This is a genomic window from Streptomyces sp. NPDC000134 (genome assembly GCF_042899225.1).
Taxonomy (GTDB): Bacteria; Actinomycetota; Actinomycetes; order Streptomycetales; family Streptomycetaceae; genus Streptomyces.
On sequence record NZ_JBIAZN010000002.1, the window covers coordinates 399,285 to 423,231 of the forward strand.

The window sequence follows — 23,947 nt, forward strand, 5'->3', positions numbered from 1 at the left end:
GGAGCCTGATGCGGGACGCGTACCACGAGGAACTGGATTCGATCGGCGACGGTCTGGTGGAGATGGCCCGGCTGGTCGGGTCGGCGATCGGGCGCGCCACGACCGCCATCCTCGACTCCGACCTGAAGCTCGCCGAGAGCGTGATCGAGGCCGACCAGAAGGTCGACGAACTCCAGCACGACCTGGAGGCACGGGCGATAGCCCTGCTGGCCCGGCAGCAGCCGGTGGCCACGGATCTGCGGATCGTCGTCACGTCGCTGCGGATGTCGGCCGACCTGGAGCGCTCGGGCGACCTCGCCCAGCACGTGGCGAAGCTGGCCCGGCTGCGCTACCCCGAGCGCGCGGTCCCGCAGGACCTGCACGCCACCATCCTGGAGATGGGGCAGTTGGCGCAGCGCCTGATGGCGAAGGCGGCCGAGGTCATCATCACCAAGGACGTCGATCTGGCGCTCCAGCTCGAACAGGACGACGACGCGATGGACCTGCTCCACCGCACGCTGTTCCAGCACCTGATCGACGACCGCTGGAAGCACGGCATCGAGACGGCCGTGGACGTCACGCTGCTGGGCCGGTACTACGAGCGGTACGCCGACCACGCGGTGGCCGTCGCCAAGCGGGTGGTGTACCTGGTCACCGGCGAGCACGCGGACGAACTCCAGGTCGACCTGAAGCCGGTGGCGGGCGTCGAGGGGACCTGAGCCCGCCGTCCCTCCCGGGGCGCCCGGCGTGAAAGGGGGCCGGGGCGAGCGGGCGCCGGCGCCCCAGTGCGCCGTTGATGCGACCGCCCGCCGGGGCATCCAATGGGCACAGGCACCAGCCTTGAGGAGGGACCCATGGCCGAATCCCCCAGCACCAAGCCCGACCCCGCGCGGGAACGCGGGACCGAGCAGCCCACGGAGATCAGGAGTCTGCCGCTGATCGCCGCGTGCGGCTGCGGCTCGGGCTGCGGCTGCGGCTGCCAGTCGGGCAATCCGTGCCAGTGCGGCTGACCCGGCGGACGCGGTGAGGGGCCCCGGCGTATCGCACGCCGGGGCCCCTCCCCCGTACGCAGGGCTTTTCTGAGTACCGCTACTCAGGACGCGCCCGGCCTTCGGCCGGAGCATAGGAGGCGTCACGGGGGCGACCGACGCCCCCGGACGACCGCCGTACACGGGGAGACTCCGATGAAGCCCAGCCCGCTGCGCACGCTGGCCCGCCTGACCTTCGCCAACCCGCTGTCGGCGGTGTACCTCGCCCTGGTCGGCGTCGCCCTGGGGGTCGCCACGTACGACACGCTCACCGCGGCGGACGCCACCTTCGTCTGGGTCTGGCCCATGTTCCTCACCTTCCCCGCCTTCGGCTTCGTCATCTGGCTGGACTCGCTCTTCGGCGCGGACGCGCCGGCGGTGTTCTTCATCGGCGGGATCGTGGTCTCGGCGCTGGCGCAGTCCCTCGCGCTGGGCGTGATGCTGGAGGCGGTGCGCGGACGCCGGCGGGGGCTGGGCGGGACGGCCGTCGGGCACTGAGCGGGTCCAGGCCGGTTCCCGGCGGACCGTTGGGGACCGGGCGCCGTCGAGGGCAAGTTATGCGACAACGTGCATAGTCGGCTCGGTGCATAGACGCCCCTCGGCCGGCTCTCGTACGGTCGGAAGGGCGGCCCGAGCGGCGCTGCCGACCAGGGGGGTTCGCCATGGCACGCGAGCAACTGATGCGGCTTACCGGCAACGGCGACGGCGAATGCGGAGAGGACGACTGCCCGAACGTCTACCGCACGGAGCGAGGCACGTTCGTCGTCCAGGGCGACCTGTCCGAGGCTTTCGCACCGCCGCGGGGCGAGGGGCTCGTCGAAATCCCGGAGAGCGTGCTTCGGGAGGCGTTCCGTGCTCTTGGATGGTGACGAGTGGCGGGCGACACTCCATGACTTCCGGCAAGAAGCATGGCGGCTGGAGACGCTCCCGCAGTATCTCGTACCGCAGGAAGCGGAAGAGTTCGACGCCTTCCGGGCCGGACAGCGGATCGACCCACTCGCCTGCTCCTCCCCGTACCTCGAAGACCTCGACCGGCTGCGACGGGAGGGAAAACGCAAGGGAAGGGTGCACGTGGTGACGCGCCCACTGTCCGAGTACCTGCGTTTCGAGTTCTCCCGTTATTACGCGCCTCATGCGCGGGCGGGAGAGGACATCCGCATCCTTGACGTGACCGACCGGGAAAACCCTCTGCCGGAAGTCCAGGACTTCTGGATGTTCGACCGCTCGAAGGTCGTACTCATGCATTACGCGGAAGACGGCAGACAGGTCGGCCGAGAGCTGTACGAGGGCGACCCCGCGCCGTTCGTCGAATACCGGCGCATCGCGGTCGCCGCGTCGACGCCGTTCCTGGAGTACGTGGGCGAGTGACGTTCGATCCCGAGCAGCTCGGCCAGTCCAGCCAGGAACTGGCCTCCATGCTTCGTGACCTGCGTCGACGAGCCGGACTCTCGGGGGTACGGCTCGCCGCGCGCTGCAACATGTCCCAGTCCAAGGTGAGCCGCATCGAGAACGGCAAGGTGCGGCCGTCCCTGGTCGACGTCGAGCAGATCCTCCGCGCGCTCGCCGTGCCGTCGCACGTCATCGCGGAGGTCTCCGCGCTCGCCAGGAGGGCCAACACCGAGTGGCGCAACCTCCGGGAGCTGCGCCGCAAGGGCCTCGGGACGCGGCAGGCCGAGCTGAAGGCGCTCGAAGCGTCCTCCGCGCACATGCGTTACTTCCTGCTCTCGATGGTCACCGGCCTGCTAGCCACACCGGAGTACATACGGGCAAGCCTCGCGCACTCCCCCGCGGACACGAGCAAGGCGATAGCGGGAAAACTGGAACGGCAGGCCGTCCTCTACGACACCTCGAAACGCTTCACGTTCATCCTCACCGAACAGGCGGTCCGCTGGCCGGTCGTCCCCCCGTTGGCCCTGGCCGAACAGATCGACCGCCTGTCCTCACTCTCGCACTTGCCCAACGTCGATATCGCCGTGATCCCCACGGGTACGCCGACCCCGCGAAACCCGCTGAACACGTTCACCATCTACGACACGTCCTTGGTCACCATCGAGACATCCGCCGGAAGCCTCGTACTGCGCGACGACCGGGACATCCAGGGCTACTTGCACGAGTTCTGGGGATACGAGAGATCATCCCTCCACGGAGAGGACGCGAGAGCCAAGCTGACCGAATGGTCCGCCGCCTGCCGGGCATGATTTTTACCCCATGACGCGAATACTCGGCAGATCACTGCGCCGGACACGGGACGATTACCGAAACATGGAAAGTCGGCGGAAAGGACACGGAACATGGCCGCGACGAAAACGACGATGACGGGCCCGGTGAACCTGGCGCTCCCCCTGCCGCCACCGGACCCCGTGCCGGGATGCGACGTGTGCGCCGCCCTCGTCCGGCAACGACGGGCGGCGCGAGACCGAGGGGACCTCTCGGCGGCCACGGACGCGGACGTCGAGATCCGCAGCCACCCGCACCGCCGCTCAGTCACCTGACCGTCAGCGACAGCTCATCGGCGCCGGTTCCAGTCCCGGGCGAGCAGCCCGAGCAGCACCTCGTCCATGAACTCGCCCAGCACCCAGGCAGCGGACCGCAGTACGCCCTCGCGGACGAAGCCGTTGCGCTCGGCGGCGCGCAGCATCGCGTGGTTGTCGGCGAGCGTCTCGATCCCCAGCCGGTGCAGACCGCGTACGACGAAGCCGTAATGGCACAGCACGGCGACCACGTCGGTGCCGTACCCCTTGCCGCGGGCGGACGGCAGCAGGCCGAGGCCGATGTGCGCGGCGCGGTTGTGGGTGTCGATGCCCCACAGCGTCGCGGTGCCGATCAGTGTGCCGCCGTCCAGCTCCACGACGGAGAACGGGACGCTCCCCTCGTTCCTGTCGTCCACCACGAGCCGCGGGTCCTGCGCACCGGGCTTGATCGGCCGCCAGGGCCCGCCCTCGGCCCGGGAGGCATTGACCACGTCGTTGTACAGCTCGGCCCGCAGAACCGGTATGTCCTCCTCGTGCCGGGCCCGCAGCCCGACCCTGTCACCCTTGAGCATGCGGGCTGTCTATCCGACCGGACGGACCCGCGGCAAACGATTAGCCGACCCGCCGGCTCAGTGGACGCAGAGGCAGAACGATCAGCCGACCCGGCGACTCAGTGGAAGCAGAGGCAGAACGATTAGCCGACCTGCCGGCTCAGTGGAAGCAGAGGCAGAACGGATGGCCGGCCGGATCGGCGTAGACCCGCCAGTTGGCCCCCGGCCGGACCTCGTCCGTCCGCTCCAGCAGGGTCGCGCCGAGAGCGAGCGCCCGCTTCTCCTCCCCGTCGAGGTCATCGACGTCGAAGTCCAGATGAACCTGCTGCGGACGCTCCTGCCCCGGCCACTCGGGCGGCCGGTACCCCTCCACCCGCTGACAGGCCAACGGAATCCCCTCGAACCCGCGCACCTCGACCCAGTCGGGCTCATCGGGATCGGCGACCACCTCCCCACCGAGCAACTCCGCGTAGAACTCCGCGAGCCGCACCGGATCGGCACAGTCCAACGCCACGGCCTGCAACTTCCTGATCACACCGACCACCTCTCCGGCCACATCCGCAACTCTCTTGTACGGCAGGGGTCGTACCCATGGCCGCGACGGCCATGCGGGCATCGCTTGGGCAAGAGCGCCTCAGTCGCCGGGTACGGCGTCTCGCGCGCCCGCGTCGAAGTCGTACTCCAGGACGTACGAGGCGGCGTCGAGCGTCATCTCGTTGACCTCGACGGGGCGGCCTCGGCCGGTGAAGGCCGTACGGCAGATGAGGATGACGGGAGTGCCGGGGGACAAGCTCAACCGCGCCACCTCGTCCTTCGACGGCATGCGGGAGCGGATCTCCTCGCGGAAGTGGGTGGGTTCATGCCCAAGTTCGGCGAGCCGGGCGTACGTACCACCCGGTCCGGTGTCCTCCCGGGTGACGGCGGACCCGGTGACCACCGACATGGGCAGATAACTGGTCGCGAGCAGCACCGGCTTGCCGTCCAGCACGAAACGCCGCCGCCGCACACACACCGTCTCCCCGCCGGCCAGGCCCAGGACCGCGTGGACACCGTCGGGCGCGGCCTCCTCGGTCACCTGGACCTGATCGACTTCGAGGGCCCGGTCATCGGCGTCCACCGACCAGATGGAACGCCCACTGCCCCACTGGTCGCGGGCCAGGCGCTGGATGCTCCGGCGTCGTAGCGGTCGGAAGTCCCTAACGAAGACGCCAGCACCCTTGCGGGCCTCAACGACGCCTTCGTCACGCAGGACGCCCAACGCCTGGCGAGCCGTCATACGGGCCACGCCATACGAGGCCATGAGGTCGTTCTCCCCCGGAAGCCGGTCACCTGGACCGTACTCGCCCGACCCAATCGCCTCGCGCAGGGAATCCGCGATCCGCTGGTACTTGGGCCGACGATCGTCGTCGGTAGTGGCCATTCCGGAACCCCTCCTCGCTTCTCTAGACAGCCTAGGCCATAGGTCGGGGAGTCGCTCGCGGGGCGTAACCACACGCTCCGGCCTGTCAACCGAAACCATGGTCCGCTTGACATCTCTAGAGAGAAGGCGGGAGCCTGAAGGATGTCTAGAGAGGTTGTCGAGCGATTCCTCCAGGTGAGTGGTGCAGGCACGCCACCGCGCGGGTCCGTCGGCGTCGATTGAGACGGCTCGACAACGGGTATCGGCGATGCCGCATTCGCGACGGCACCGGCGCGGCAAGGAGTGAGCGCGGATGACCTACACGATCGACTGCTGTCCCTGCGAGGAGTCACCGAGGCTCGGGGCGATGACCCTGCCTCCAGTCCCGGAGTCCGTCCCCAGAGCCCGGCACTGGTTCCGGAAGTTCATCACCCCGTACAGCCCGGCTTGTTCGGTCGACGACTGCACGCTGATGATCTCCGAACTGGTCACGAACGCCATCCTGTACGGACGGGCGGACGAGGAGTGGCACGTACGCGTGGAGTGGCTCCGGGAAGGCACCTCACTACGGGTCGAGGTCCACAACCCCGGCTTCCCGGCGAACGTACGCCTCCGCCGGCCAGACGCCGACGACGCTCACGGCCGCGGCCTGCTCCTGGTCGACTCCATCGCCGAGTCCTGGCATTCAGGACCGAGTCGGTACGGCGGGACAGTGGTGTCCTTCGTGATGGCCGATGCCTGGGCCGTTTGAGGAAGGGGCCGACTCTCATCGAAATCTGCGGGGCTGAGCCCTGGCCACGGGCCACCGTCCAGCGGTCTTAGATGGCCCACCCGGCGCACTATGGCATTTCTGACTGGCATGCTCGACAGGTGACTGATGAGGAAGTGGGCCCTCTGCCCGCCGGCCGTCCCACCAGCGCCATGCCCGTCACCCTCACTGCCGGGACTCCGCGAGCAGTCCGTGAGCGGAACGACAAGCGGGACGTCCCGGCTTACCTGGAGGAAGCAGCTCAGCGGCAGATCGAGCGGGACTGCCTGGACGAGCTGATCGCGGAGTTCGACAAGGTGCACGGTCAAGCCGCCCCCGAGGCCGTGGCCACCAAGCGCGCCCGACTGACTGGTGGAGCCCCCACACACTGATGTCCCCGCGGCGGCTCGGGCGACTCGGTCCAGCCGGGTCCGGGCCCAGCTCGGGGAGTTGTACCCGTGCACCGTGGGCCATGGTTCCGCCCGGCCCGTGCGCGAGGCTCGCGATAGGACCCGCGACCTGCTGTCGGCCTGAACGAGGGGAGCGACGACCGTGACGACCATCGCGGTGACCGGCCACATGGACTTGACCGGGGACACCATCCCCTTGGTTCGGGCCGCGCTGGACGACCTGCTCATGCCGTACGCCGACGGCGGTGACCTCGTCGGGGTCTCCTGCATCGCCACGGGCGCCGACTCCCTGTTCGCCGAGGCCGTCCTCGCCGCCGGCGGACGGCTGACCGTCGTCCTCCCCTCACGGGACTACCGCCGGACGAAGGTCAAGCCCGACCACGCGGCCCTCTTCGACCGGCTCGCCGAAGCGGCCGACGAGGTTCTCGTCCTCCCCAACGACACCGCCGACCGGCATGCCTACGAGGCCGCCAACGCCGTACTCCTCCAGCGCGCCGACCGGCTCGTGGCCGTATGGAACGGGGAGCCGCCCAGCGGAAAGGGCGGCGGTACCGCCGACACCGTGCTCGAAGCACAGGCCGCGGGCATCCCCGTGGACGTCGTCTGGCCGGCCGGGGCGACCCGTCGGAGTGCCGAGTGACGACTCCGTAGGCACCCCCGGTACGCACAAGCCCCCTACCCGCAGAGACACCGCAGGCAGAGGGCTTGAACAGTGAGTGCTACTTCTTCTTGCCCTGGGTGTTGCCGGGATCTTGGTGACCTGCGTTTTCGCTGCTCAGAACTGGCAGGACCGTGCGCCTGGTGGTCGTCGTTGGTCGTCATTGGCCACTGTCGAGCGGCCTCGGGCGGCCCAGGGACAGCCCAGCTTCGGCGCGCTCGGCTGACGGTCGACGCCTTCGATGGCCCCGTCTGAACCTCAGCCAACGACAGTCAGCCACGACGGCGGGTGCGCCGACCGAGCACGCACGCGTGTGCCTCGCTGGACCCCCGCTGGCCTCAGCCACGCCGCCATGCCGTCGACTAGAGCAAGCTGCGTCGGCGGAGGCCTGGAGGTGAGACCTTGGGTGAGGACCTCTTCGTCCCGGAGCAACTTGGGTGGGGTGTTCCCTCGGGCTCGGGGGCTGCTCACCTGGGCAGATGGTCCGCACGCATCCGCGCTCATCCGCTTCGTAGTGATGGGTAGACGGACTGACGCGGTCGGTTCCGCCGTCGCCTGGAAAGCCGAGCGCAGTTCACTGAGGCATCTGCCGCTACTGCTGAGTACTCCGGCGTGGGAAGGCTATTGGGGTTCATACTGTTGACACGAAGGGCATGGCCAGCGCGAGGCCGTGGGCACATCTTGGAGGATGATTATTTATGGACGGCACTACCTCTGGCCAGGCAAATCGCATCTTTGTTAGCTATGCCCACTTGGACGATGAACTCCTGAATCAAGCCGTAGAGCACTTCACCAGCGACCTCGGTAGTTTTTATGCTGCCACCACTGGCGGGCAACTGGAGATTTTCTTCGATAGGGACAGTATCGGATGGGGGAACGACTGGCGGAAACGAATTGATAGCGAACTGCGTGGTGCATCAATTTTCATGCCGATTATCACGATGCAGTATTTCAACAGACCTGCGTGCCGGGAAGAGTTGAATGCTTTCTATGGGTCAGCGAAACTGTTGGATGCCGGATTCCTCGTACTCCCCATCGTAATCCTGGGAGCTAGCGCCATTTCGGCCGACCATCCATTGCCTGAAGTCAGACTCATTGAATCCATCCAATTTGAAAACCTTGAAGAAGCTTTCCTTTCGGGGCGTGGAACGAAAGAATGGAGAACTGCTCTCTCTCGCATTGCCAACAAGCTCGTGAAAATCATCGCCGAGGCAGAGGAGAAGATGAGTGAGCCTCAGTTGCATCCAGTCGAAAGCGATGGAGGCGCTGAGGTAGATGAAGAATTTGACTTGTTTGAGCACCTGGAGCAGTTGAATTCAATCGGGGATCGACTTCCCGCAGAGATGAACCGCGCTGAAGAAGACCTCACGAATTGGTTCGCTGTTGTGCAGGCGGAGATGCAGCAATTCACCGCAACCTCCCCCGGTGTAATGAGGGCACGCTCGATTGCCATGGCGCAGGCTGTGCGCGACCCTTCGGTTAAGTTGCAGGAATCAGCCTCACAGCTGGCAAGCTCAGTGACTGATGCGGATGCCCTTATGCGATCCATGGTTGGCCAGCTGTCAGGAGTTAGGACTAAAGAAGCGTCAGATCTTGCAAAAAGCCTTATCGCGAGCGTGACCGACGAGTCCACCGATTTGCGGGAATTGTCTGCGGGGCTCGTTGAAGTTCTCGGAATGCTGAAGACGATGGAGGTTCTTAGTGTCCCACTTCGAAAATCCATCAAGCCTGGCAGGATCGGATTTGCAAAGATTCAGGACGTTGTTAATACACTCGAGGGCTGGAGTGGTATCAATATTGACTGAGGGGATTTCCTAGTTCTCGCCGGCCTTCTCGGGGCGCCGCTTTTTGAAATTTTCGAACTGTGCAGAATAAACGTAGATATAGTCTATAAGTGCCTCGCTAAAAACGATCGCATCTGCGGCGTCCTCAGGAGTTATCAAGGTGTTCGTGAAGTGCGCACCCTCGTTGCCGAGCATACGTAGCTCTTGGCTCCACTCAAGCAGCCGTCCTTCGATCTTGCCGGAGCTGTTGAGGTTTTGAAGCATTTGCATAAGGCTTCGGCCTTGTGCGCCCTGTTCTCGACACAACCCCTCTAGGGTTCTGCGTACCATGACGACGGTAGCCGTATAGGCTTTTGCAGTGAAGCATCGGTAAGTCTCACCGTGTTGTCTGCGCAAAGTTTCCGGGATGAGAGGGCTCATGACCTGTTGAGTTTGCGGCCATACGGTTACGGGATCTTCATCCCATCCATCCCCGTAATCTTCTTCCATTGCCAGCAATGCATCTCCACACTTCGAACAGGACGCCAGCTGTAGCAAAGTTGGCAATCCATTGTCCCCGTTTTCCTCCACTAGTACTCCTGCCACTGTTGCCATTACTGTCTTATCGCAACTGCCGCAAGTGGCTAGAATCTTTGTCCCTACACGGTCCTGAGCGTCTGTCATGCGAGTGATGTTAGGTGTCTCTTGCGGAGCTTGGAGCAGCAACGCAGAGATCGGTAGAGCGGCTTCGAGGCTCGCCCCGAAGTGGCTCCGTAAAGCCGTGAAGCCGACCGCCCCTGCCACGACGTACGTCTTCTCTGGCATCGGGTGGCTGCATGCTGTGTGCGCGGCATGTGCGCCGGCCGGGCTGGAGCGGGGCGGAGACAGGAGCGCAGGCCCGGCCGGGGGCCGGGCCGTGTGCGGGGAGCGGAGCGAGCGGCCTTGATCCAGTAGAGGAAGTTGTAACTCAGTGGGTTGCGTGGGGTGTGAAGCGGCTGGCGCAGGCTGGTAGTCCGGCCTGGCGGTGTGCGAGTGGTAGGAAGAGGACTGGGCGGATCGTCCAGGTGATGCGGGTGTTGGCGTGGGTGATGGTGACTGTGCAGGGTTCCTCGCGGAGCAGGGCTCGTCTGGTGTCGATTCGCTCGTCGTGTAACCACTCCCACGCTTCGTTGGAGGCGTCGGGGTCCAGGGCCGGTGAGATGGTGCGCAGTGCGACGGCTACCCATCTGTCGGCCTGGGACGGGGAGTAGGCGTCGAAGGATGCCCGTAGGGTCGGCTGCTTCTGTGGGGCGTCGGTGTTTTCGGTCCAGCATTCGCACCAGAAGCCGCGGGTGGGCTTCTCCGTCAGCATGGGTGGGCTCCTCGTGGGGAGTGTGCGAAGAGGTGGGCGGTCACGGTGTGGCCCTCCGTGGTGCTGTGGACAGCGACCAGGTCGGCGATGACGCTGACCATGCCGAGTCCTCGGCCGTGCTCCGCCTCCTGGTCCTGGTGTGCGACCTTGGGCACCGTTTTGGTGCCGCCGTTGTCCGTGACGAACAGGGCGATCGTCTGCGGGGAGACCGCGAGTGCCAGGTAGAAGGTGCCGGCCGCCTGGCCGCTGGCCGTGTGGATGACCGCGCTGGCGCTCAGCTCGCTCATGATCAGTGCGGCGTCTTCCGCCAGGGGTGATCCGCGCAGTAGTACGCCGAGCGCTGGGTCGCCACGCAGGGTGCCGATCCGAACACCCGAGCCTCGATGGAGTCGCAGCTACGGCTGCACGCCTTCCCCTACCTCGGCTCGCGCCCGCTCGGCTCCTTCCAGCCGGCACACATCCGGTACTGGGAGCGGCAGTTGCAGGAGAACGGCGTCCGTGGGTCGTACGCTCGGACGATCTACTCCAACGTGCGCGCGGCGCTCAGTGCGGCAGTGGATGACGGCCACCCTCCCCCGCAACCCGTGTGCCGCCCGGTCCGTCCGGCCGCCGACCGTCGGCACCAAGCGCGTCGTGCCGCGGGCGCCCGAGTGGGTCTTCGCCGTCCGGGCCGCCATGCCCGAGCGCTACCGAGCCATGGTCGACTTGGGTGGCGGTTGCGGACTTCGACAGGGCGAGATCCTGGGCGTGGGTGCATGAGGTGCGCGTACACGCGGAGCGTCAGGCCCGGGTCCGAGTGGCCGAGGTTTTCGGCGAGGGCCTTGATGTTCTCCCCTGTGTCCAGGAGCACTGAGGCGTGGAAGTTCCGGAGCGCGTGCATGCCGTTCTCGCGAGACTCGTCGAGCCAAGAGCGCACACGCAAGGCAATCGCTCACGCGTGCGACGAATTCCAGACGGTCCTCCGGACCTGAATCTCGTGAGCCGTCTAGCTGGCACTCGAAGACTTTCCCTGCCGAGGGAATTTTCCTTGCGAGCAAGGGAATTTTGCTGTCCCCGACAACCCGCCCAGAGGAACGCTCCCCGCATGGCGTGGATGCCCCCAGCCTCGTGAAGTTCTTCCTGTTCACGGGCATGAACAGCTTGTGCATCCAAATAAACACGGGACTGATCGTGCGACTTTTCTATTGTGAAAGTCGAAGGCGCCTCTAGCTGCGCATTTGTCTATAGTGCGCAGCTATGCGAAAGTCTCACCGCATGCGAATGCCGCCCGGCCAGGGGCGGCATTCGTTCCATTTCCGCACCCGGAACCCTTGCCAGGAACCGACTACAGATGGAGGCCACATGGTCCCACGCGCAGGTGTCACCGTCGACATCTGTCCCCGTGACTTGCCGCTCGCGCTCATCGGCACGGCCGGCGGTGCGCTCGCCCTCTGGGCTGAGGCTCCCGCCGAGATCGCCGTCCCCGTGGCGCTGCTGATCGTCCTCGACATCCGCGTCCGTCGCTGGCGTCGTCGCACCTGACGGCCCAGAGACGGCCCAGCCCCACCAAAAAGCCCCCGCCCGCGAAGAAGCCGCAGGTCGGGGGCTTACTGGCGTCGCGTTACTTCTTCTTGCCCTGGTTCTTGACCGCCTCGATCGCTGCCGCTGCCGCGTCCGGGTCGAGGTACGTGCCGCCGGGGTTCAGCGGCTTGAAGTCGGCGTCCAGTTCGTAGGAGAGGGGGATGCCCGTCGGGATGTTGAGGCCCGCGATGTCGGCGTCCGAGATGTCGTCCAGGTGCTTGACCAGGGCGCGCAGGGAGTTGCCGTGGGCGGCGATCAGGACCGTGCGGCCGGTCAGGAGGTCTGGGACGATCGCGTCGAACCAGTACGGGAGCATGCGCGCGACGACGTCCTTCAGGCACTCCGTCTGCGGGCGCAGCTCCGGCGGGAGGGTCGCGTAGCGCGGGTCGGAGAACTGGGAGTACTCGGCGTCGCGGTCCAGCGCCGGGGGCGGGGTGTCGTAGGAGCGGCGCCACAGCATGAACTGCTCCTCGCCGAACTCCGCGAGGGTCTGCGCCTTGTCCTTGCCCTGGAGGGCGCCGTAGTGCCGCTCGTTCAGGCGCCACGAGCGGTGGACCGGAATCCACAGGCGGTCGGCGGACTCCAGCGCGAGCTGCGCGGTGCGGATCGCGCGCTTCTGGAGGGAGGTGTGGACCACGTCGGGGAGCAGGCCGGCGTCCTTGAGCAGCTCGCCGCCGCGCGTCGCCTCCTTCTCGCCCTTCGCGGTGAGGTTGACGTCCACCCAGCCGGTGAACAGGTTCTTCTCGTTCCACTCGCTCTCGCCGTGGCGGAGGAGGATCAGCTTGTACGGTGCGTCGGCCATGGGTCCGAGCGTAATCGAACCCGCCCGGGGGCCGCGCCCCGCGCCCGGCCCTCGGACGGTTGACGGGAAGTGTTAATCGAGTGGTTCCGGAGGGCGGGTCGTGCGTAAGGTGCGCCTGACGGTTTGGGCGCTTACGCAAGCGGGGGAGAGCATGTCGGTCGGTGGTGTGAGACGTGCCGTGCGGGAGTCCGTTTCCGGGCTTCCACGGGAGTTCTGGTGGCTGTGGACGAGCACGCTCGTCAACCGGCTCGGCGCCTTCGTCGCCACCTTCATGGCGCTGTACCTGACCCTCGACCGGGGCTACTCCGCCTCGTACGCCGGTCTGGTCGCCGCGCTGCACGGGCTCGGCGGGGTGGTCTCCTCGCTCGGCGCGGGGGTGATGACCGACAAGCTGGGACGGCGGCCCACCCTGCTGATCGCGCAGACCTCCACCGCCTTGTCGGTCGCGCTGCTCGGGTTCATGACGGACCCGGTCGCCATCGCCGGCGTCGCCTTCCTGGTGGGCATGGCCTCCAACGCCTCGCGGCCGGCCGTGCAGGCGATGATGGCCGACATCGTGCGGCCGCAGGACCGTATCCGCGCGTTCTCGCTCAACTACTGGGCGATCAACCTCGGGTTCGCGGTGTCGTCCATGGGGGCCGGGTTCATCGCCGAGTTCAGCTATCTCGCCGGGTTCCTGATCGAGGCGGCGATGACGCTGGTCTGCGCGGTCGTCGTCTTCGTGAAGCTGCCCGAGTCGCGGCCCGGCGGGGTGGGCGGGGGCGCGGTGGACGAGGCGCCCGTGTCGCTGGGGACCGTGCTGCGGGACGGGCGGTTCATGAGCGTGGTCGGGCTGTCCTTCCTGGTGGCGTTCGTGTTCCAGCAGGGGTCGGTGGGGCTGCCGGTGGCGATGGGCGAGGCCGGGTTCAGCGCGGCGGACTACGGCCTGGCGATCGCCGTCAACGGGGTGCTGATCGTCGTCCTTCAGATACCGGTGACGCGGTTCATCGAGCACCGCGATCCCCGGCGGCTGCTCGTCGTGTCGTCCCTGCTGGCCGGGTACGGGTTCGGGCTCACCGCGTTCGCCGGGTCGGTCGGGGTGTTCGCCCTGACCGTGTGCGTGTGGACGCTCGCGGAGATCGTCAACGCCCCGACCCAGACCGGGCTGGTCGTCCGCCTCTCCCCCGCCCACGGCCGGGGGCGCTACCAGGGCATGTACACGATGTCCTGGTCGGTCGCCTCGCTCGTCGCCCCGCTGATGTCCGGGCTGGTCATCGACCGGTTCGGCGCCGCGTGGCTGTGGGGGATCTGCGCGGTCGTCGGCACGGTGGCCGGGGTCGGGTACGGCGTGCTGATGCGGCGGCTGCCCGCGGAGAAGCCCGTGGTCGCGGACCCGCCGACCCGCACGGAACCCGAGGTCAGCGCCGCATGAGGGCGCCCAGGGGGGGGCATCCGCGCCGCTTGAGGGCTCCTAGGCGGGCATCCGCACCGCCTGAGGGTGCCCACGGGGGCATCCGCACCGTCTGAGGGTGCCCAGACGAGCATCCGCACCGCCTGAGCGCGCCCAGACGGGCATCCGCACCGCCTGAGCGCGCCTACGGGTGCACGCCTAGGGGTGCACGCCTGGAAGTGCACGCCTACGGGTGCATCCGCGCCCCCTTGAGCGCCTTGTCCACCGCGTTCCTCGGGCCGTACACCGCCAGCCCCACCAGGTCCAGTGCGGCGGTCGGCACGGCCCGTACCGCCGCCCGGTTGTCGCGGTCGTTGCCCGTGCCGAAGAGGTCGGAGGTGAAGACCGCCCGCGGCAGGGAACGGGACAGCACGCGGGCGTGGGCGGCGGTCAGCGTCTCCTTGGTGCCCTGGAAGACCAGCACCGGCTGCCGGAACATCGGCAGGTAGCCGACGCCGTCGGCGTCCTCGTACGGCTCCCCGATCACCTCGGGCACCTGGCTGCCCAGGCCGCTGACCAGGAAGGCGGTGACGTTCAGGCGCTGCCAGGGCTCCAGGTCCGCGCGCAGCAGGACGGCGATCTTGGTGTCGAAGCGGACGGGCTCCGCCCCGTTCGTCAGGTCGTTCATGCGCATCAGGCTGCCGTTCGCCGCCGGGAGCGGTCTTGTACGTTCTTTGCATGGCCTCTCAGCGCGACGGCGCCCGGCGGGACGTCACCGCCTGGCGGCCCCCGGTCCCGGGCGTCCTGGAGGTCTTCCACGCCCGGTTCACCGAGTACGCCTACCCGATGCACGTCCACGAGGCGTGGACGCTGCTGATCGTGGACTCCGGCGCCGTACGGTACGACCTGGCCAGGCACCGGCACGGCACCCCGCACGACACGGTGTCGCTGCTGCCGCCGCACGTGGCGCACAACGGCTCGCCCGCCACCGCGGAGGGGTTCCGCAAGCGGGTGCTGTACCTGGACTTCTCGCAGTTGGGCGAGGACCTGATCGGACCGGCCGTGGACGGGCCCGACCTGCGTGATCCGGTGCTGCGGCGGCGGGTGGACCGGCTGCACACCGCGCTGGTGCGGCCCGGGGACGAGCTGGAGGCGGCGAGCCGGCTGGCCTTCGTCGGCGAGCAACTGCGCGCCCGTCTGCGCCCCCGCGCGGTGCGTCCGGCCCGCCCCGACCCCGCGCTCGCCCGGCGCCTGCGCGAACTGCTCGACGAACGCGTCGTCCAGGGCCTCACCCTGGAGGAGGCCACCGGCCTGCTGCCGGCCCACCCGGCGCATCTGGTACGGGCGTTCAGCACCGCGTACGGCATCGCCCCGCACCAGTACCTGATGTCCCGCCGGGTGGAGCGGGCCCGGAAGCTGCTGCTCGCCGGGCGCGCCCCCGCCGACGTGGCCGCCGCCACCGGCTTCTACGACCAGGCCCATCTGACCCGGCACTTCAAGCGGCTGGTCGGCGTCACCCCGGGCCGCTACCGGACGTCGACGTAGTCCCCGGCGGCCGTCGCGCCGCCCGTGGTGGTCGTCTCGCCGAAGGTCCAGCGCCAGTAGCCGTCGGTGCTCGCCTTGACGGTGGTCTTCAGGTCACCGGCGGAGTCGGCGCGGACGGTCTTGACGGTCGTGTACGCGCTGCTGCCGGCCTTGCGGAACTGGAGCTTGGCGAGCTTGTCGGCGTACCCGGTGTACTTGTGCCTCACCCAGTCCGCGCGGGTGGCCCTGCCGGTGACGGTGAGGGTCTTGCCCTTGGTGACCGGCTCCGGGGAGGCGTTGGCGGTGAGCTTGGCGGCGCGCTTGACCTGGGCGGTGCCGAGGCCGGTGAGGTACTCCTCGGCCTTCAGCTTGTCGTCCTTGGTCCACAGGAAGGCGTGGAAGGCGAGCTTCCAGGTGGTGGCGTCGTTGTTCGAGTCGAGCCGGTAGGGCGGGTCGATGTAGAGGGTGCCCTCGCAGTCGGCCGCGCGGGAGCCGTCCTCGTAGCAGGTGTAGCCGCCCATGTAGATCCCGCCGGACTCGGCGCCCTTGGCGGCGGTGGTGCCGTGGTAGAGGAAGGGGTCCGCGTCCGCTGTCGACAGGGAGTACCCCGACGGCCAGGTGAAGCGGAAACTGATCGTGGGCTCCACCTCGGCGGTGGTGCCGACCACGATGGGCCTGCCCTTGTTCACGACCACGTTCGACACCGTTATGCCGGTGTCGGCGGCCCGCGCGGCCGGCGCGGTGAACGCCGCGAGGGCGAGGGCTCCCGCGAGCGCGGCCACGAAGCCGGTTCTGCCTGTGCTCATGCACGGCCTCTCACTGATAGGAGTGATGAAACCGCCGCAGATTAACAGCAGATCGACAGCAGGTCAGTCGGTGTCCGGGCCGGAGGGCCGCTGGATGAGCGGCATGAACGCCTCCAGGTTCCGCGTCGACTCCCCGCGGGCGAGGCGCCACTCGTACTCCTTGCGGATGGAGGAGGCGAAGCCCAGCTCCAGCAGGGTGTTGAAGGCGCCGTCCGCGGCCTCCAGGACCTGGCCGAGCAGGCGGTCGATCTCGTCGGGGGTGACGGCCGACAGGGGGAGCTTGGCGGTGACGTAGACGTCGCCGAGGCGGTCGACGGCGTAACCGACGCCGTACAGCTTGAGGTTGCGCTCCAGGAGCCAGCGGTGGACGCCCGCCTCGTTCTCGTCGGGGTGGCGGATCACGAAGGCGTTCAGGGAGAGGGAGTGGCGGCCGAGCAGCAGGGAGACGGTCGTGGAGAGCTTCCGGGTGCCGGGGAGCTTGACCACGTACGAGCCCGGCTCGGGGCTCTCCCACTCCACCTCGGCGTCCCGCAGGGCTTGTTCCAGAACCTGTGCCTCAGCCATGGGGCGAGCGTACGCGACGGCGGTGGGCCTGGGCGGCGGCGGTGTAGACGTCGGCGGTGGCGGCGGCGGCCGTGTCCCAGCCGAAGCGCTGGGCGTGCCGGGCGGCGGCGGCGCCCATCCGGTCGGTCAGCTCGGCGTGGTCGGCGAAGTCGCGCAGTACGCGAGCGTAGGCGGCGGGTTCGTGGCCGTCCACCAGGAAGCCGGTGTCGCCGTCGCGGACCGCGACGGGCAGGCCGCCGACCGACGCGGCGAGCACCGGGGTGCCGGTGGCCTGCGCCTCGATGGCGACCAGTCCGAAGGACTCGCTGTAGGACGGCATCACCAGCACCGAGGCGGCCCGGAACCAGTCGGCGAGCTGCTCCTGCCCGACCGGCGGGCGGAACCGGACGACGTCGGCGATGCCGAGCCGCGCGGCGAGCTTCTGCAGCCCCTCCGGTTTGGCGAGGCCGCTGCCGCTGGGGCCGCCGACGACGGGGACGACGATCCGGGAGCGCAGCCCGGGGCGTTCGTCGAGGAGGACGGCGACCGCGCGGAGCAGGATGTCGGGGGCCTTCAGGGGCTGTATGCGGCCCGCGAAGAGGGGGATCAGCGCGTCCTGGGGCAGGCCCAGGCGGGCGCGGGCGGCGGCCCGGCCGTCGGCGGGGCGGAACCGGTCGAGGTTGACGCCGGGGTGGACGACGGCGACCTTGGCGGGGTCGGCGGCGTAGTGCCGGACGAGTTCCTCGGCCTCCTCGGCGGTGTTGGCGATCAGCCGATCGGAGGCGGCGACGACCTGGGTCTCGCCGATGACGCGGGCGGCGGGCTCGGGGGTGTCACCCGCGGCGAGGTTGGCGTTCTTGACCTTGGCCATGGTGTGCATGGCGTGCACCAGGGGGGCGCCCCAGCGCTGGGCGGCGAGCCAGCCGACGTGGCCCGAGAGCCAGTAGTGCGAGTGGACCAGGTCGTAGTGGCCGGGGCGGTGGCCGGCCCACGCCTGCATCACGCCGTGGGTGAAGGCGCAGAGCTGGGCGGGCAGCTCCTCCTTGGCGAGGCCCTCGTAGGGGCCGGCGTCGACGTGCCGGACGAGGACGCCGGGGGCCAGTTCGACGGTGGGCGGGAGGGCGGCGGTGGTCGCCCGGGTGAAGATCTCGACCTCGATGTTGATCGCGGCCAGGCGCTGGGCCAGCTCCACGATGTAGACGTTCATGCCGCCCGCGTCGCCGGTGCCCGGCTGGTGCAGGGGCGAGGTGTGCACGGAGAGCATGGCGACGCGGCGGGGCCTGCGGTGCAGCCGCAGCCGGGGGGCGGCCGTCGGTGAGCGACGCCCGAGCCTGCTGACGTACTGGCTCACGTGGCGTTTCCTCCTCGCTGCGGGCAGGCCGTGCGAAGGGCGCTCGCCGCCCTCCAAGTGCCTGCAACGCCGGAGGGGTGTGCTCCCATTCCGGTTTCCCCGGTTTTGCCGAATCATTACCGACTATCGCTCAACCGTTCGACCTCCGGCGGGGTCCCGGGGGCGCTCCGGGCACCGCATACCCTCGTACGTATGACAGCCCGCGCCGCCTCCCGCCCCGTCGGGTCGGTCACGCGCGGGACGACCCATCCCAACCGGCTGCGCCGGATGGACCGCTGGATCGCGGCCGCCCACGGCGCCGAGCTGCGCCGCGCCGCCGACCCGGTCGCCGTCGACCTCGGCTACGGGGCGGCCCCCTGGACCGCCGTCGAACTGCTGCACCGGCTGCGCCGGGTGGCGCCGCGCACGCGCGTGGTGGGCGTCGAGATCGACCCCGCACGCGTGGCGGCGGCCGAGCCGTACGCCCGCGAGGGCCTCGCCTTCCGGCGCGGCGGCTTCGAGATCCCGCTCCCCCAGCGCCCGCTGCTGGTCCGCGCGGCCAATGTGCTGCGCCAGTACGACGAGGGCGAGGTGGCCGCCGTCTGGGAGCGGCTGTGCGCGCGGCTCGCCCCGGCGACCGGCACCTCGCGCGGGGGGCTGCTGGTGGAGGGCACCTGCGACGAGATCGGGCGCCGGCACGTGTGGGTGGCGCTCGGGCCCGAGGGGCCGCGCACGGTCACCTTCGCGACCCGGCTCGGCTCCCTGGACCGCCCCTCCGACCTGGCCGAACGGCTGCCGAAGGCGCTGATCCACCGCAATGTCCCCGGCGAGCCGGTGCACGCCTTCCTGCGCGACTTCGACCGCGCCTGGGCCGCCGCCGCGCCCTACGCCTCCTACGGCGCCCGGCAGCGCTGGCTGCGCGCGGTGGGCGACCTCACCGCCGACTGGCCGGTCGCGGACGGGCCGGCCCGCTGGCGGCAGGGCGAAGTGACGGTGCGCTGGGAGGCGTTGGCCCCGCGGGGCTGAACCGCGCGGGAACGATGCGGGTGCGGCGTTCGTCACATCGAGGGGGATCGGCGCGTCGCGGGCCGCAAGCGGAGGCGGAGTGCCTCTGTCGTTTTCCGCGCCGCCGTGGCACGATCCACCGGGTGACCACACGTTACTGACGGTAAATCAGCTTGGGGGGCGCGGGGTATGCGGACGGGGACTCGTGGGCTCGCGGCCCTCGGTGTGAGCGTGGTCTGCGCGATCACGGTGCTGGCGGTACCGGGCACGGCGTTCGCCGACCCGGGCCCCTCCCCCGCCCGGACGGCCGTGCCGTCGCCGTCCGCCACCGCCGCGGCCCCCGCCACCGACGGCGAGCTGGAGGCCGTACGCGCCAGACTCGACCGGCTCTACCGCGAGGCCGCCGTCGCCACCGACGAGTACAACGCGGCCGAGGAGAAGGCGGAGAAGCAGTCCGCCGAACTCGTCGCGCTGGCCAAGAAGATCGTCGACGGGCAGCGGGAGCTGGACGAGCTGAGGGAGCGGGCCGGCGCCGCCGCCCGCGCCCAGTACCGCGGCGGCGGACTGCCCGACGAGGCGCGGCTGATGCTCAGCGAGGACCCCGGCGAGTTCCTCGACGGCACCGGCCGGGTGCTCCAGGGCCAGCGAGCCACCAAGGGGCTGCTCGCCCGGCTGGCCCGCACCCAGCAGGACCTGAAGACCTACGCCGCCGACGCCTCCGCCCAGTGGCAGAAGCTGGAGGCGAACCGCGAGGCGAAGGCCACCGCCCAGCGCAGGACCGAGAAGCGGATCGCGGCGGCGAAGAAGCTGGAGTCCGCGCTGGAGAAGGAGGAGAAGGAGCGCCTCGCCCGCCTGGAGCGGCAGGCCGCCCAGGAGGCGCAGACCGCCTGGCTGGACTCCGGCATCCTGGACAAGGTCGCCGGCCGGGCCACCGAACAGGGCGCGAAGGCCGTGGCGTACGCCACCGCGCAGATCGGCAAGCCCTATGTGTGGGGCGCCGAGGGCCCGGAGTCCTTCGACTGCTCCGGACTCACCTCCGGGGCCTGGGCGGCGGCCGGCCGGACCGTCCCGCGCACCTCGCAGGAGCAGTGGCGGCGGCTCCCGCACGTCGGCACGGGGGAGATGCGGCCCGGCGACCTGATCATCTACTTCGAGGACGCCAGCCACGTCGGGATGTACGTCGGCGACGGCCGGATCGTGCACGCCCCCCGGCCCGGCCGCACGGTGACGCTCGCCGGGGCCGGCACGATGCCCATCCTGGGAGTGGTCCGCCCGGACGCGTGAGCCGACGCGCGGGGGAGGGCGCGTGGTGACCGGCGGCACGTGACCCACCCCACGGCGGGCCGTCGCGCCGACGTGACGTTCGTCATCCCTCCGGGGCCGCCGGGCTGTCCAACTCACCCGGAGATCGCGGCATATGACGGTGGCCGATGGCCGCTCGACGTGCCGTGGGTCATTCCCCCGCGCGCCCGACACCCGCTATGGTCCCCGTCGGTGGGTCGAGGTCCCTCGCCCCGCCGTGCCCTCGGGGGGAGGGAAGGAACCAGGACGATGCCCGTACCCGTACCGCGGCAGAGAGCGATCCCGGCCGTGGAGAGTGGTCAGGCGCAGGCCGCGTCCGTCGCCGGACCGGCCCCACGGAAGGACGCCCCGCACCAGGACACCGCGCCGCACGCCGCAGGCGGCACCGCGGCCGAGCACACCAACCTGACCGTGCTGCTGATCGAGGACGACCCGGGCGGCTCGCCGATCGTGCCCGACCTGCTCGACCAGGCCGGCAAGCCGATCCGCGTCCGCACCGCCCGCAACCTCACCGAGGCCGGGCGCCTCCTCACCGACGACGTCCACTGCATCCTGCTCGACCTCGCCCTGCCCGCGCCCGGCCGGGCGGGCGACGAGGACGACGACGAGCTGGCCGTCCTCAAGCAGGTACTGGAACTGGCGCCCCGGCACGCGGTGCTGGCGCTCACCGCGTCCACCGACGCCGAGCGCGGCGCGGAGGCCGTGGCGGTCGGCGCGCAGGACTACCTCTTCCGGGACGAGCTGGACGGCCGGCTGCTGAGCCGGGCCATCCGCTACGCCGTCGAACGCAAGCGCTCCGACTCGGCCGAGCGGCGGCTCGCCGAGGGCAGGCTGCGGGCGCAGGAGAACCGCCGCCTGGAGCGCGGCCTGCTGCCCACGCCCCTGCTGGACGGCTCCCCGCTGCGGTTCGCCGCCCGCTACCGCCCCGGCCGCTCCCGCGCGCTGCTCGGCGGTGACTTCTACGACGTCGTACGCACCGCTGACGGCACCGTGCACGCCATGATCGGCGACGTCTGCGGGCACGGCCCGGACGAGGCGGCCCTCGGTGTGGAACTGCGGATCGCCTGGCGGGCGCTGACCCTGGCGGGGTTCTGCGGCGACCAACTGCTGGGCACGCTCCAGGAGGTGCTGGAGCACGAGCGGGCGCACGACGAGATCTTCGCGACCCTGTGCACGGTCGACATAGCGCCCGACGGACGCCGGGCCGGTCTCTGCCTGGCCGGTCACCCGGCGCCGCTGGTCGCCGCGCCCGGCCTGCCGCCGAGGCTGCTGCCGTACGACAACAACGGTCCGGCGCTCGGGCTGCTGCCGGGGGCCCGCTGGCCCCGCACGCAGGTGGAGCTGGGCGCGGAGTGGAGCCTGATGCTCTACACCGACGGCCTGATCGAGGGGCACGTCGGCGCGGGGCGCGAGCGGCTGGGGGAGGACGGCATGCTGGCGCTGGTGCGCGGCAAGCGGGAGGAAGGGCTGCGCGGGGAGGCGCTGCTGCGGGCCACGGTCGACGAGGTGCGGCGGCTCAACGGGGGCGAGCTGGCGGACGACGTGGCGGTGGTGTCGCTGGACCGGGTCCGGTGAGCGTCGCCCGGCCCTGACGCCGGCCGCGGCACGCGCCGCGGCCCAACGCTTCGGTACCGGGGCCGGTTCCTCAGCGGCCGCCGTTGTACGGGCCGTACGGGCCGTCGCTGCTGGAGCCCCGGCGGGTGTTGCGGCCGCCGCCGGGCAGGCCGCGCAGGGCGGGGCGTACGTCGACCATGTAGACGATCGTCGCGATGAGGCCGATGATCGGCAGGAACGACAGGATGTTGAAGATCAGGTTCACCACGAAGGCGAGCCCGAGGATGATCAGCCAGAACGGCTTGGTCTTCTTGTCGGCCGCCCGGTAGGCGTCCTCACGCCGCGTGGCGGCGTCGATCAACGCGAAGCCGCTGAAAAGGATCAGGGCGATGCTCAGCAGCCACATGAACCCCGCGAAGCCCTGCATCAGCACTACGTCCACCACCAGACTCTGTCGTCCCTACGCGGTCACCGTACCCGGAGAACGGGCCGGGCACCCCCAGGGTGCCCGGCCCGCCAGGTCCTTCGGAAGCTACTTCGCGGGCGGGGTCTTCTTCGCCGGGGTCCTGCGGGCCGCGGCGGACTTCTTCGCCGCGGACTCGGCCTTCGCCGCGGCCTCCGTCTTGGCGGCGGACCCGGCCTCGGCGGCGGGCTCGTCCTCCTCCGCCTTCACCGGCCGGGCCGCGGGCTCGACCGCCACGGCCAGTTCCTCGACGCCCTCGGCGACGTCCTCGATGCCCTCGGCGGCCTGGCCGCGCCAGGTGCGGACGGCCTGCTCGCCGTGCTCGGCGACCTTCTCGTAGGTCTCGCGGGCCTTGACGGCGTACTCGGCGGCGACGCCGACCCCGCGCAGGGCGAGGTCCTGGGCGGTCTCGCCCAGCTTCTTCAGGTCGGTGTCCAGGGAGCCGATCAGCTCGTTGACCTTGGACTGGAGGGTGCCCTGGGTCTCCTTGACGCGGGCGGTCGCCTTCTCCTGGACGGCCTTGGGGTCGGTGTTGCGGACGGCCTCGATACGGGCCGGGGCCTCGGTGCGGAGCTGCTCCACCAGGACGGGCACCTTCTTGGCCCGCTGCCAGGCGAGGTCCGCGGTGCCCGCGGCGAAGTAGAGCGGGGTGGGGTCACTGAAGGTCTTGCGCAGGTCGTCGGTGATGGCCATGGTGACGGTCCTCCCGGATCGCTTGAGCTGAGGGTTGGTGTCTCGGGCTGCCCGCGCCCGGCCGGCCGGTCGCCGCTATCCGGCCGTCTGCCGCGGGCCGGCGTCGCCGCCGCCGGTGGTACGGGTGCGGAGGGCGGCGTCCGGGTGGACGGCGGGGTCGCCGTCGGCCGGGCGCGGGCCGCGTATGGAGGTGTCGCCGTCCGGGGCGCCGTCGTCCCCGGTGCCGTCCTGGGCGCCGTCCGGGCCGGTCCCGAATCCGTTCTCCTTGCGGAAGGATTCGTAGATCTGGAGCAGCACCTGCTTCTGCCGCTCGGTCAGCGCGGGGTCCGCGAGGAGGACGGCACGCGTCTCCACCTCGTCGCGGTCCCGGTCGGCGTCGAGGATGCCGGCCCGCACGTACAGCGTCTCGGCGGAGATCCGCAGCGCCTTGGCGACCTGCTGGAGCACCTCCGCGCTCGGCTTGCGCAGCCCGCGCTCGATCTGGCTCAGATACGGATTGGACACCCCCGCGGCGTCGGCGAGCTGCCGCAACGAGAGCTGCGCGGTGCGCCGCTGCTCGCGCAGGTACTCCCCGAGATTGCCGACGTTGAGCGATGCCATGCCTCCACGATGCCGCACCTTGCTAACTATTGCAAGCA

The 23,947-nt window shown here is 69.7% G+C and carries 31 protein-coding genes and 2 pseudogenes; 18 read left to right on the plus strand and 15 right to left on the minus strand.

The features are described 5' to 3' along the window. The first annotated feature begins 8 nt into the window (after positions 1–8). From phoU to ACFY32_RS04260, 7 genes are all read left to right on the plus strand, one after another. Entirely contained in the window at positions 9–698 is a 690-nt protein-coding gene (gene phoU / locus ACFY32_RS04230; RefSeq protein ID WP_359194714.1) for a phosphate signaling complex protein PhoU, read from the plus strand. A 135-nt stretch (positions 699–833) separates the two neighbouring features. Beyond that, complete coding sequence (locus tag ACFY32_RS04235) at positions 834–989, plus strand: hypothetical protein (protein ID WP_359194712.1); 156 nt, start codon at positions 834–836, stop codon at positions 987–989. 174 nt (positions 990–1,163) lie between these two features. Beyond that, positions 1,164–1,505, plus strand: a complete 342-nt coding sequence (locus tag ACFY32_RS04240; RefSeq protein ID WP_359194709.1) for an SCO4225 family membrane protein — start codon at positions 1,164–1,166, stop codon at positions 1,503–1,505. A 164-nt stretch (positions 1,506–1,669) separates the two neighbouring features. Next, the gene (locus ACFY32_RS04245; RefSeq protein ID WP_359194707.1) at positions 1,670–1,876 is read left to right on the plus strand and encodes a hypothetical protein; all 207 of its coding nucleotides are present in this window, start codon (positions 1,670–1,672) and stop codon (positions 1,874–1,876) included. Further along, positions 1,860–2,375 (plus strand): DUF6879 family protein, encoded by a 516-nt coding sequence (locus ACFY32_RS04250; protein ID WP_359194704.1) that lies wholly within the window; start codon positions 1,860–1,862, stop codon positions 2,373–2,375. The genes ACFY32_RS04245 and ACFY32_RS04250 overlap by 17 nt, the downstream gene beginning before the upstream one ends. Continuing rightward, complete coding sequence (locus ACFY32_RS04255) at positions 2,372–3,205, plus strand: helix-turn-helix domain-containing protein (RefSeq protein ID WP_390673376.1); 834 nt, start codon at positions 2,372–2,374, stop codon at positions 3,203–3,205. Before ACFY32_RS04250 ends, ACFY32_RS04255 begins: the two co-directional genes overlap by 4 nt. A 93-nt stretch (positions 3,206–3,298) precedes the next feature. Beyond that, positions 3,299–3,499, plus strand: coding sequence for a hypothetical protein (locus ACFY32_RS04260; RefSeq protein ID WP_390673377.1), 201 nt, complete (start codon positions 3,299–3,301; stop codon positions 3,497–3,499). Positions 3,500–3,513: 14 nt separating this feature from the next. Here the strand turns inward: ACFY32_RS04260 and ACFY32_RS04265 are convergent, their stop codons facing one another. The 3 genes from ACFY32_RS04265 to ACFY32_RS04275 all read right to left on the minus strand — a co-directional run bounded on the left by ACFY32_RS04265 (position 3,514) and on the right by ACFY32_RS04275 (position 5,449). Continuing rightward, positions 3,514–4,050: a GNAT family N-acetyltransferase gene (locus ACFY32_RS04265; RefSeq protein WP_390673378.1), complete on the minus strand. Its 537-nt coding sequence runs from the start codon at positions 4,048–4,050 to the stop codon at positions 3,514–3,516. A 139-nt stretch (positions 4,051–4,189) separates the two neighbouring features. Further along, a complete protein-coding gene (locus ACFY32_RS04270) occupies positions 4,190–4,564 on the minus strand; it encodes a VOC family protein (protein ID WP_390673379.1) in 375 nt (124 codons plus the stop codon). A gap of 99 nt (positions 4,565–4,663) precedes the next feature. Beyond that, entirely contained in the window at positions 4,664–5,449 is a 786-nt protein-coding gene (locus ACFY32_RS04275) for a GntR family transcriptional regulator (protein ID WP_390673380.1), read from the minus strand. Positions 5,450–5,741: 292 nt separating this feature from the next. Between ACFY32_RS04275 and ACFY32_RS04280 the strand changes: the two genes are divergently transcribed. The 4 genes from ACFY32_RS04280 (at position 5,742) to ACFY32_RS04295 (ending at position 9,049) form a co-directional block, all read left to right on the plus strand. Next, positions 5,742–6,179: an ATP-binding protein gene (locus ACFY32_RS04280; RefSeq protein ID WP_359194690.1), complete on the plus strand. Its 438-nt coding sequence runs from the start codon at positions 5,742–5,744 to the stop codon at positions 6,177–6,179. Positions 6,180–6,298: 119 nt separating this feature from the next. Continuing rightward, a complete protein-coding gene (locus tag ACFY32_RS04285; protein WP_390673381.1) occupies positions 6,299–6,568 on the plus strand; it encodes a hypothetical protein in 270 nt (89 codons plus the stop codon). 160 nt (positions 6,569–6,728) lie between these two features. Beyond that, positions 6,729–7,226, plus strand: a complete 498-nt coding sequence (locus tag ACFY32_RS04290) for a hypothetical protein (protein ID WP_390673382.1) — start codon at positions 6,729–6,731, stop codon at positions 7,224–7,226. A gap of 716 nt (positions 7,227–7,942) precedes the next feature. Continuing rightward, positions 7,943–9,049: a TIR domain-containing protein gene (locus ACFY32_RS04295; protein WP_359194685.1), complete on the plus strand. Its 1,107-nt coding sequence runs from the start codon at positions 7,943–7,945 to the stop codon at positions 9,047–9,049. A gap of 9 nt (positions 9,050–9,058) precedes the next feature. Here the strand turns inward: ACFY32_RS04295 and ACFY32_RS04300 are convergent, their stop codons facing one another. The 3 genes from ACFY32_RS04300 to ACFY32_RS04310 all read right to left on the minus strand — a co-directional run bounded on the left by ACFY32_RS04300 (position 9,059) and on the right by ACFY32_RS04310 (position 10,723). Next, positions 9,059–9,691, minus strand: a complete 633-nt coding sequence (locus ACFY32_RS04300) for a DUF4145 domain-containing protein (protein WP_359194682.1) — start codon at positions 9,689–9,691, stop codon at positions 9,059–9,061. Positions 9,692–9,974: 283 nt separating this feature from the next. Then, positions 9,975–10,358 (minus strand): hypothetical protein, encoded by a 384-nt coding sequence (locus tag ACFY32_RS04305; RefSeq protein ID WP_359194679.1) that lies wholly within the window; start codon positions 10,356–10,358, stop codon positions 9,975–9,977. Then, the gene (locus ACFY32_RS04310; RefSeq protein ID WP_359194991.1) at positions 10,352–10,723 is read right to left on the minus strand and encodes an ATP-binding protein; all 372 of its coding nucleotides are present in this window, start codon (positions 10,721–10,723) and stop codon (positions 10,352–10,354) included. The genes ACFY32_RS04305 and ACFY32_RS04310 overlap by 7 nt, the downstream gene beginning before the upstream one ends. Between ACFY32_RS04310 and xerC the strand changes: the two are divergent. Further along, positions 10,688–11,108: pseudogene (xerC, locus tag ACFY32_RS04315) on the plus strand (tyrosine recombinase XerC); the annotation flags it as partial. The gene ACFY32_RS04310 and the pseudogene xerC sit on opposite strands and share 36 nt — an antisense overlap. A 4-nt stretch (positions 11,109–11,112) precedes the next feature. On the opposite strand, the pseudogene ACFY32_RS04320 reads toward xerC, so the two are convergent. Next, a pseudogene (locus tag ACFY32_RS04320) lies at positions 11,113–11,256 on the minus strand (site-specific integrase); the annotation flags it as partial. Between the two features lie 443 nt (positions 11,257–11,699). Between ACFY32_RS04320 and ACFY32_RS04325 the strand changes: the two are divergent. Beyond that, positions 11,700–11,879: a hypothetical protein gene (locus tag ACFY32_RS04325; RefSeq protein ID WP_359194676.1), complete on the plus strand. Its 180-nt coding sequence runs from the start codon at positions 11,700–11,702 to the stop codon at positions 11,877–11,879. Between the two features lie 79 nt (positions 11,880–11,958). Here the strand turns inward: ACFY32_RS04325 and ACFY32_RS04330 are convergent, their stop codons facing one another. Then, positions 11,959–12,720 carry a phosphoglyceromutase gene (locus ACFY32_RS04330; RefSeq protein ID WP_359194673.1) on the minus strand — a complete coding sequence of 254 codons (762 nt, stop codon included), beginning with the start codon at positions 12,718–12,720 and terminating at the stop codon, positions 11,959–11,961. Positions 12,721–12,871: 151 nt separating this feature from the next. Between ACFY32_RS04330 and ACFY32_RS04335 the strand changes: the two genes are divergently transcribed. Continuing rightward, complete coding sequence (locus tag ACFY32_RS04335) at positions 12,872–14,131, plus strand: MDR family MFS transporter (protein WP_390673383.1); 1,260 nt, start codon at positions 12,872–12,874, stop codon at positions 14,129–14,131. A gap of 205 nt (positions 14,132–14,336) precedes the next feature. Here the strand turns inward: ACFY32_RS04335 and ACFY32_RS04340 are convergent, their stop codons facing one another. Then, the gene (locus ACFY32_RS04340) at positions 14,337–14,777 is read right to left on the minus strand and encodes a DUF2000 domain-containing protein (RefSeq protein ID WP_359194667.1); all 441 of its coding nucleotides are present in this window, start codon (positions 14,775–14,777) and stop codon (positions 14,337–14,339) included. A gap of 50 nt (positions 14,778–14,827) precedes the next feature. Between ACFY32_RS04340 and ACFY32_RS04345 the strand changes: the two genes are divergently transcribed. Continuing rightward, positions 14,828–15,634: an AraC family transcriptional regulator gene (locus ACFY32_RS04345; protein ID WP_359194664.1), complete on the plus strand. Its 807-nt coding sequence runs from the start codon at positions 14,828–14,830 to the stop codon at positions 15,632–15,634. Here the strand turns inward: ACFY32_RS04345 and ACFY32_RS04350 are convergent. The 3 genes from ACFY32_RS04350 to mshA all read right to left on the minus strand — a co-directional run bounded on the left by ACFY32_RS04350 (position 15,616) and on the right by mshA (position 18,313). Then, positions 15,616–16,419 (minus strand): hypothetical protein, encoded by an 804-nt coding sequence (locus ACFY32_RS04350; protein ID WP_359194661.1) that lies wholly within the window; start codon positions 16,417–16,419, stop codon positions 15,616–15,618. The two genes, ACFY32_RS04345 and ACFY32_RS04350, sit on opposite strands and share 19 nt — an antisense overlap. Before the next feature lie 63 nt (positions 16,420–16,482). Beyond that, on the minus strand, positions 16,483–16,983 hold the full coding sequence (locus ACFY32_RS04355) for a YbjN domain-containing protein (protein ID WP_390673384.1): 501 nt from the start codon (positions 16,981–16,983) through the stop codon (positions 16,483–16,485). Then, the gene (gene mshA / locus ACFY32_RS04360; RefSeq protein WP_390673385.1) at positions 16,976–18,313 is read right to left on the minus strand and encodes a D-inositol-3-phosphate glycosyltransferase; all 1,338 of its coding nucleotides are present in this window, start codon (positions 18,311–18,313) and stop codon (positions 16,976–16,978) included. The genes ACFY32_RS04355 and mshA overlap by 8 nt, the downstream gene beginning before the upstream one ends. A 192-nt stretch (positions 18,314–18,505) precedes the next feature. Here mshA and ACFY32_RS04365 point away from each other — a divergent pair, with 192 nt between their 5' ends. From ACFY32_RS04365 to ACFY32_RS04375, 3 genes are all read left to right on the plus strand, one after another. Then, a complete protein-coding gene (locus tag ACFY32_RS04365; protein ID WP_390673386.1) occupies positions 18,506–19,318 on the plus strand; it encodes a class I SAM-dependent methyltransferase in 813 nt (270 codons plus the stop codon). Positions 19,319–19,486: 168 nt separating this feature from the next. After that, positions 19,487–20,581 (plus strand): NlpC/P60 family protein, encoded by a 1,095-nt coding sequence (locus tag ACFY32_RS04370; protein WP_390673387.1) that lies wholly within the window; start codon positions 19,487–19,489, stop codon positions 20,579–20,581. Positions 20,582–20,848: 267 nt separating this feature from the next. Then, positions 20,849–22,174 carry a fused response regulator/phosphatase gene (locus tag ACFY32_RS04375; protein ID WP_359194647.1) on the plus strand — a complete coding sequence of 442 codons (1,326 nt, stop codon included), beginning with the start codon at positions 20,849–20,851 and terminating at the stop codon, positions 22,172–22,174. A 70-nt stretch (positions 22,175–22,244) separates the two neighbouring features. On the opposite strand, the gene ACFY32_RS04380 is transcribed toward ACFY32_RS04375, so the two are convergent. The 3 genes from ACFY32_RS04380 to ACFY32_RS04390 all read right to left on the minus strand — a co-directional run bounded on the left by ACFY32_RS04380 (position 22,245) and on the right by ACFY32_RS04390 (position 23,909). Continuing rightward, complete coding sequence (locus tag ACFY32_RS04380; RefSeq protein ID WP_359194989.1) at positions 22,245–22,580, minus strand: DUF2516 family protein; 336 nt, start codon at positions 22,578–22,580, stop codon at positions 22,245–22,247. Between the two features lie 105 nt (positions 22,581–22,685). Next, on the minus strand, positions 22,686–23,309 hold the full coding sequence (locus ACFY32_RS04385; protein ID WP_359194645.1) for a hypothetical protein: 624 nt from the start codon (positions 23,307–23,309) through the stop codon (positions 22,686–22,688). A gap of 75 nt (positions 23,310–23,384) precedes the next feature. Next, positions 23,385–23,909 carry a helix-turn-helix domain-containing protein gene (locus ACFY32_RS04390; RefSeq protein ID WP_390673388.1) on the minus strand — a complete coding sequence of 175 codons (525 nt, stop codon included), beginning with the start codon at positions 23,907–23,909 and terminating at the stop codon, positions 23,385–23,387. Positions 23,910–23,947 lie beyond the last annotated feature (38 nt).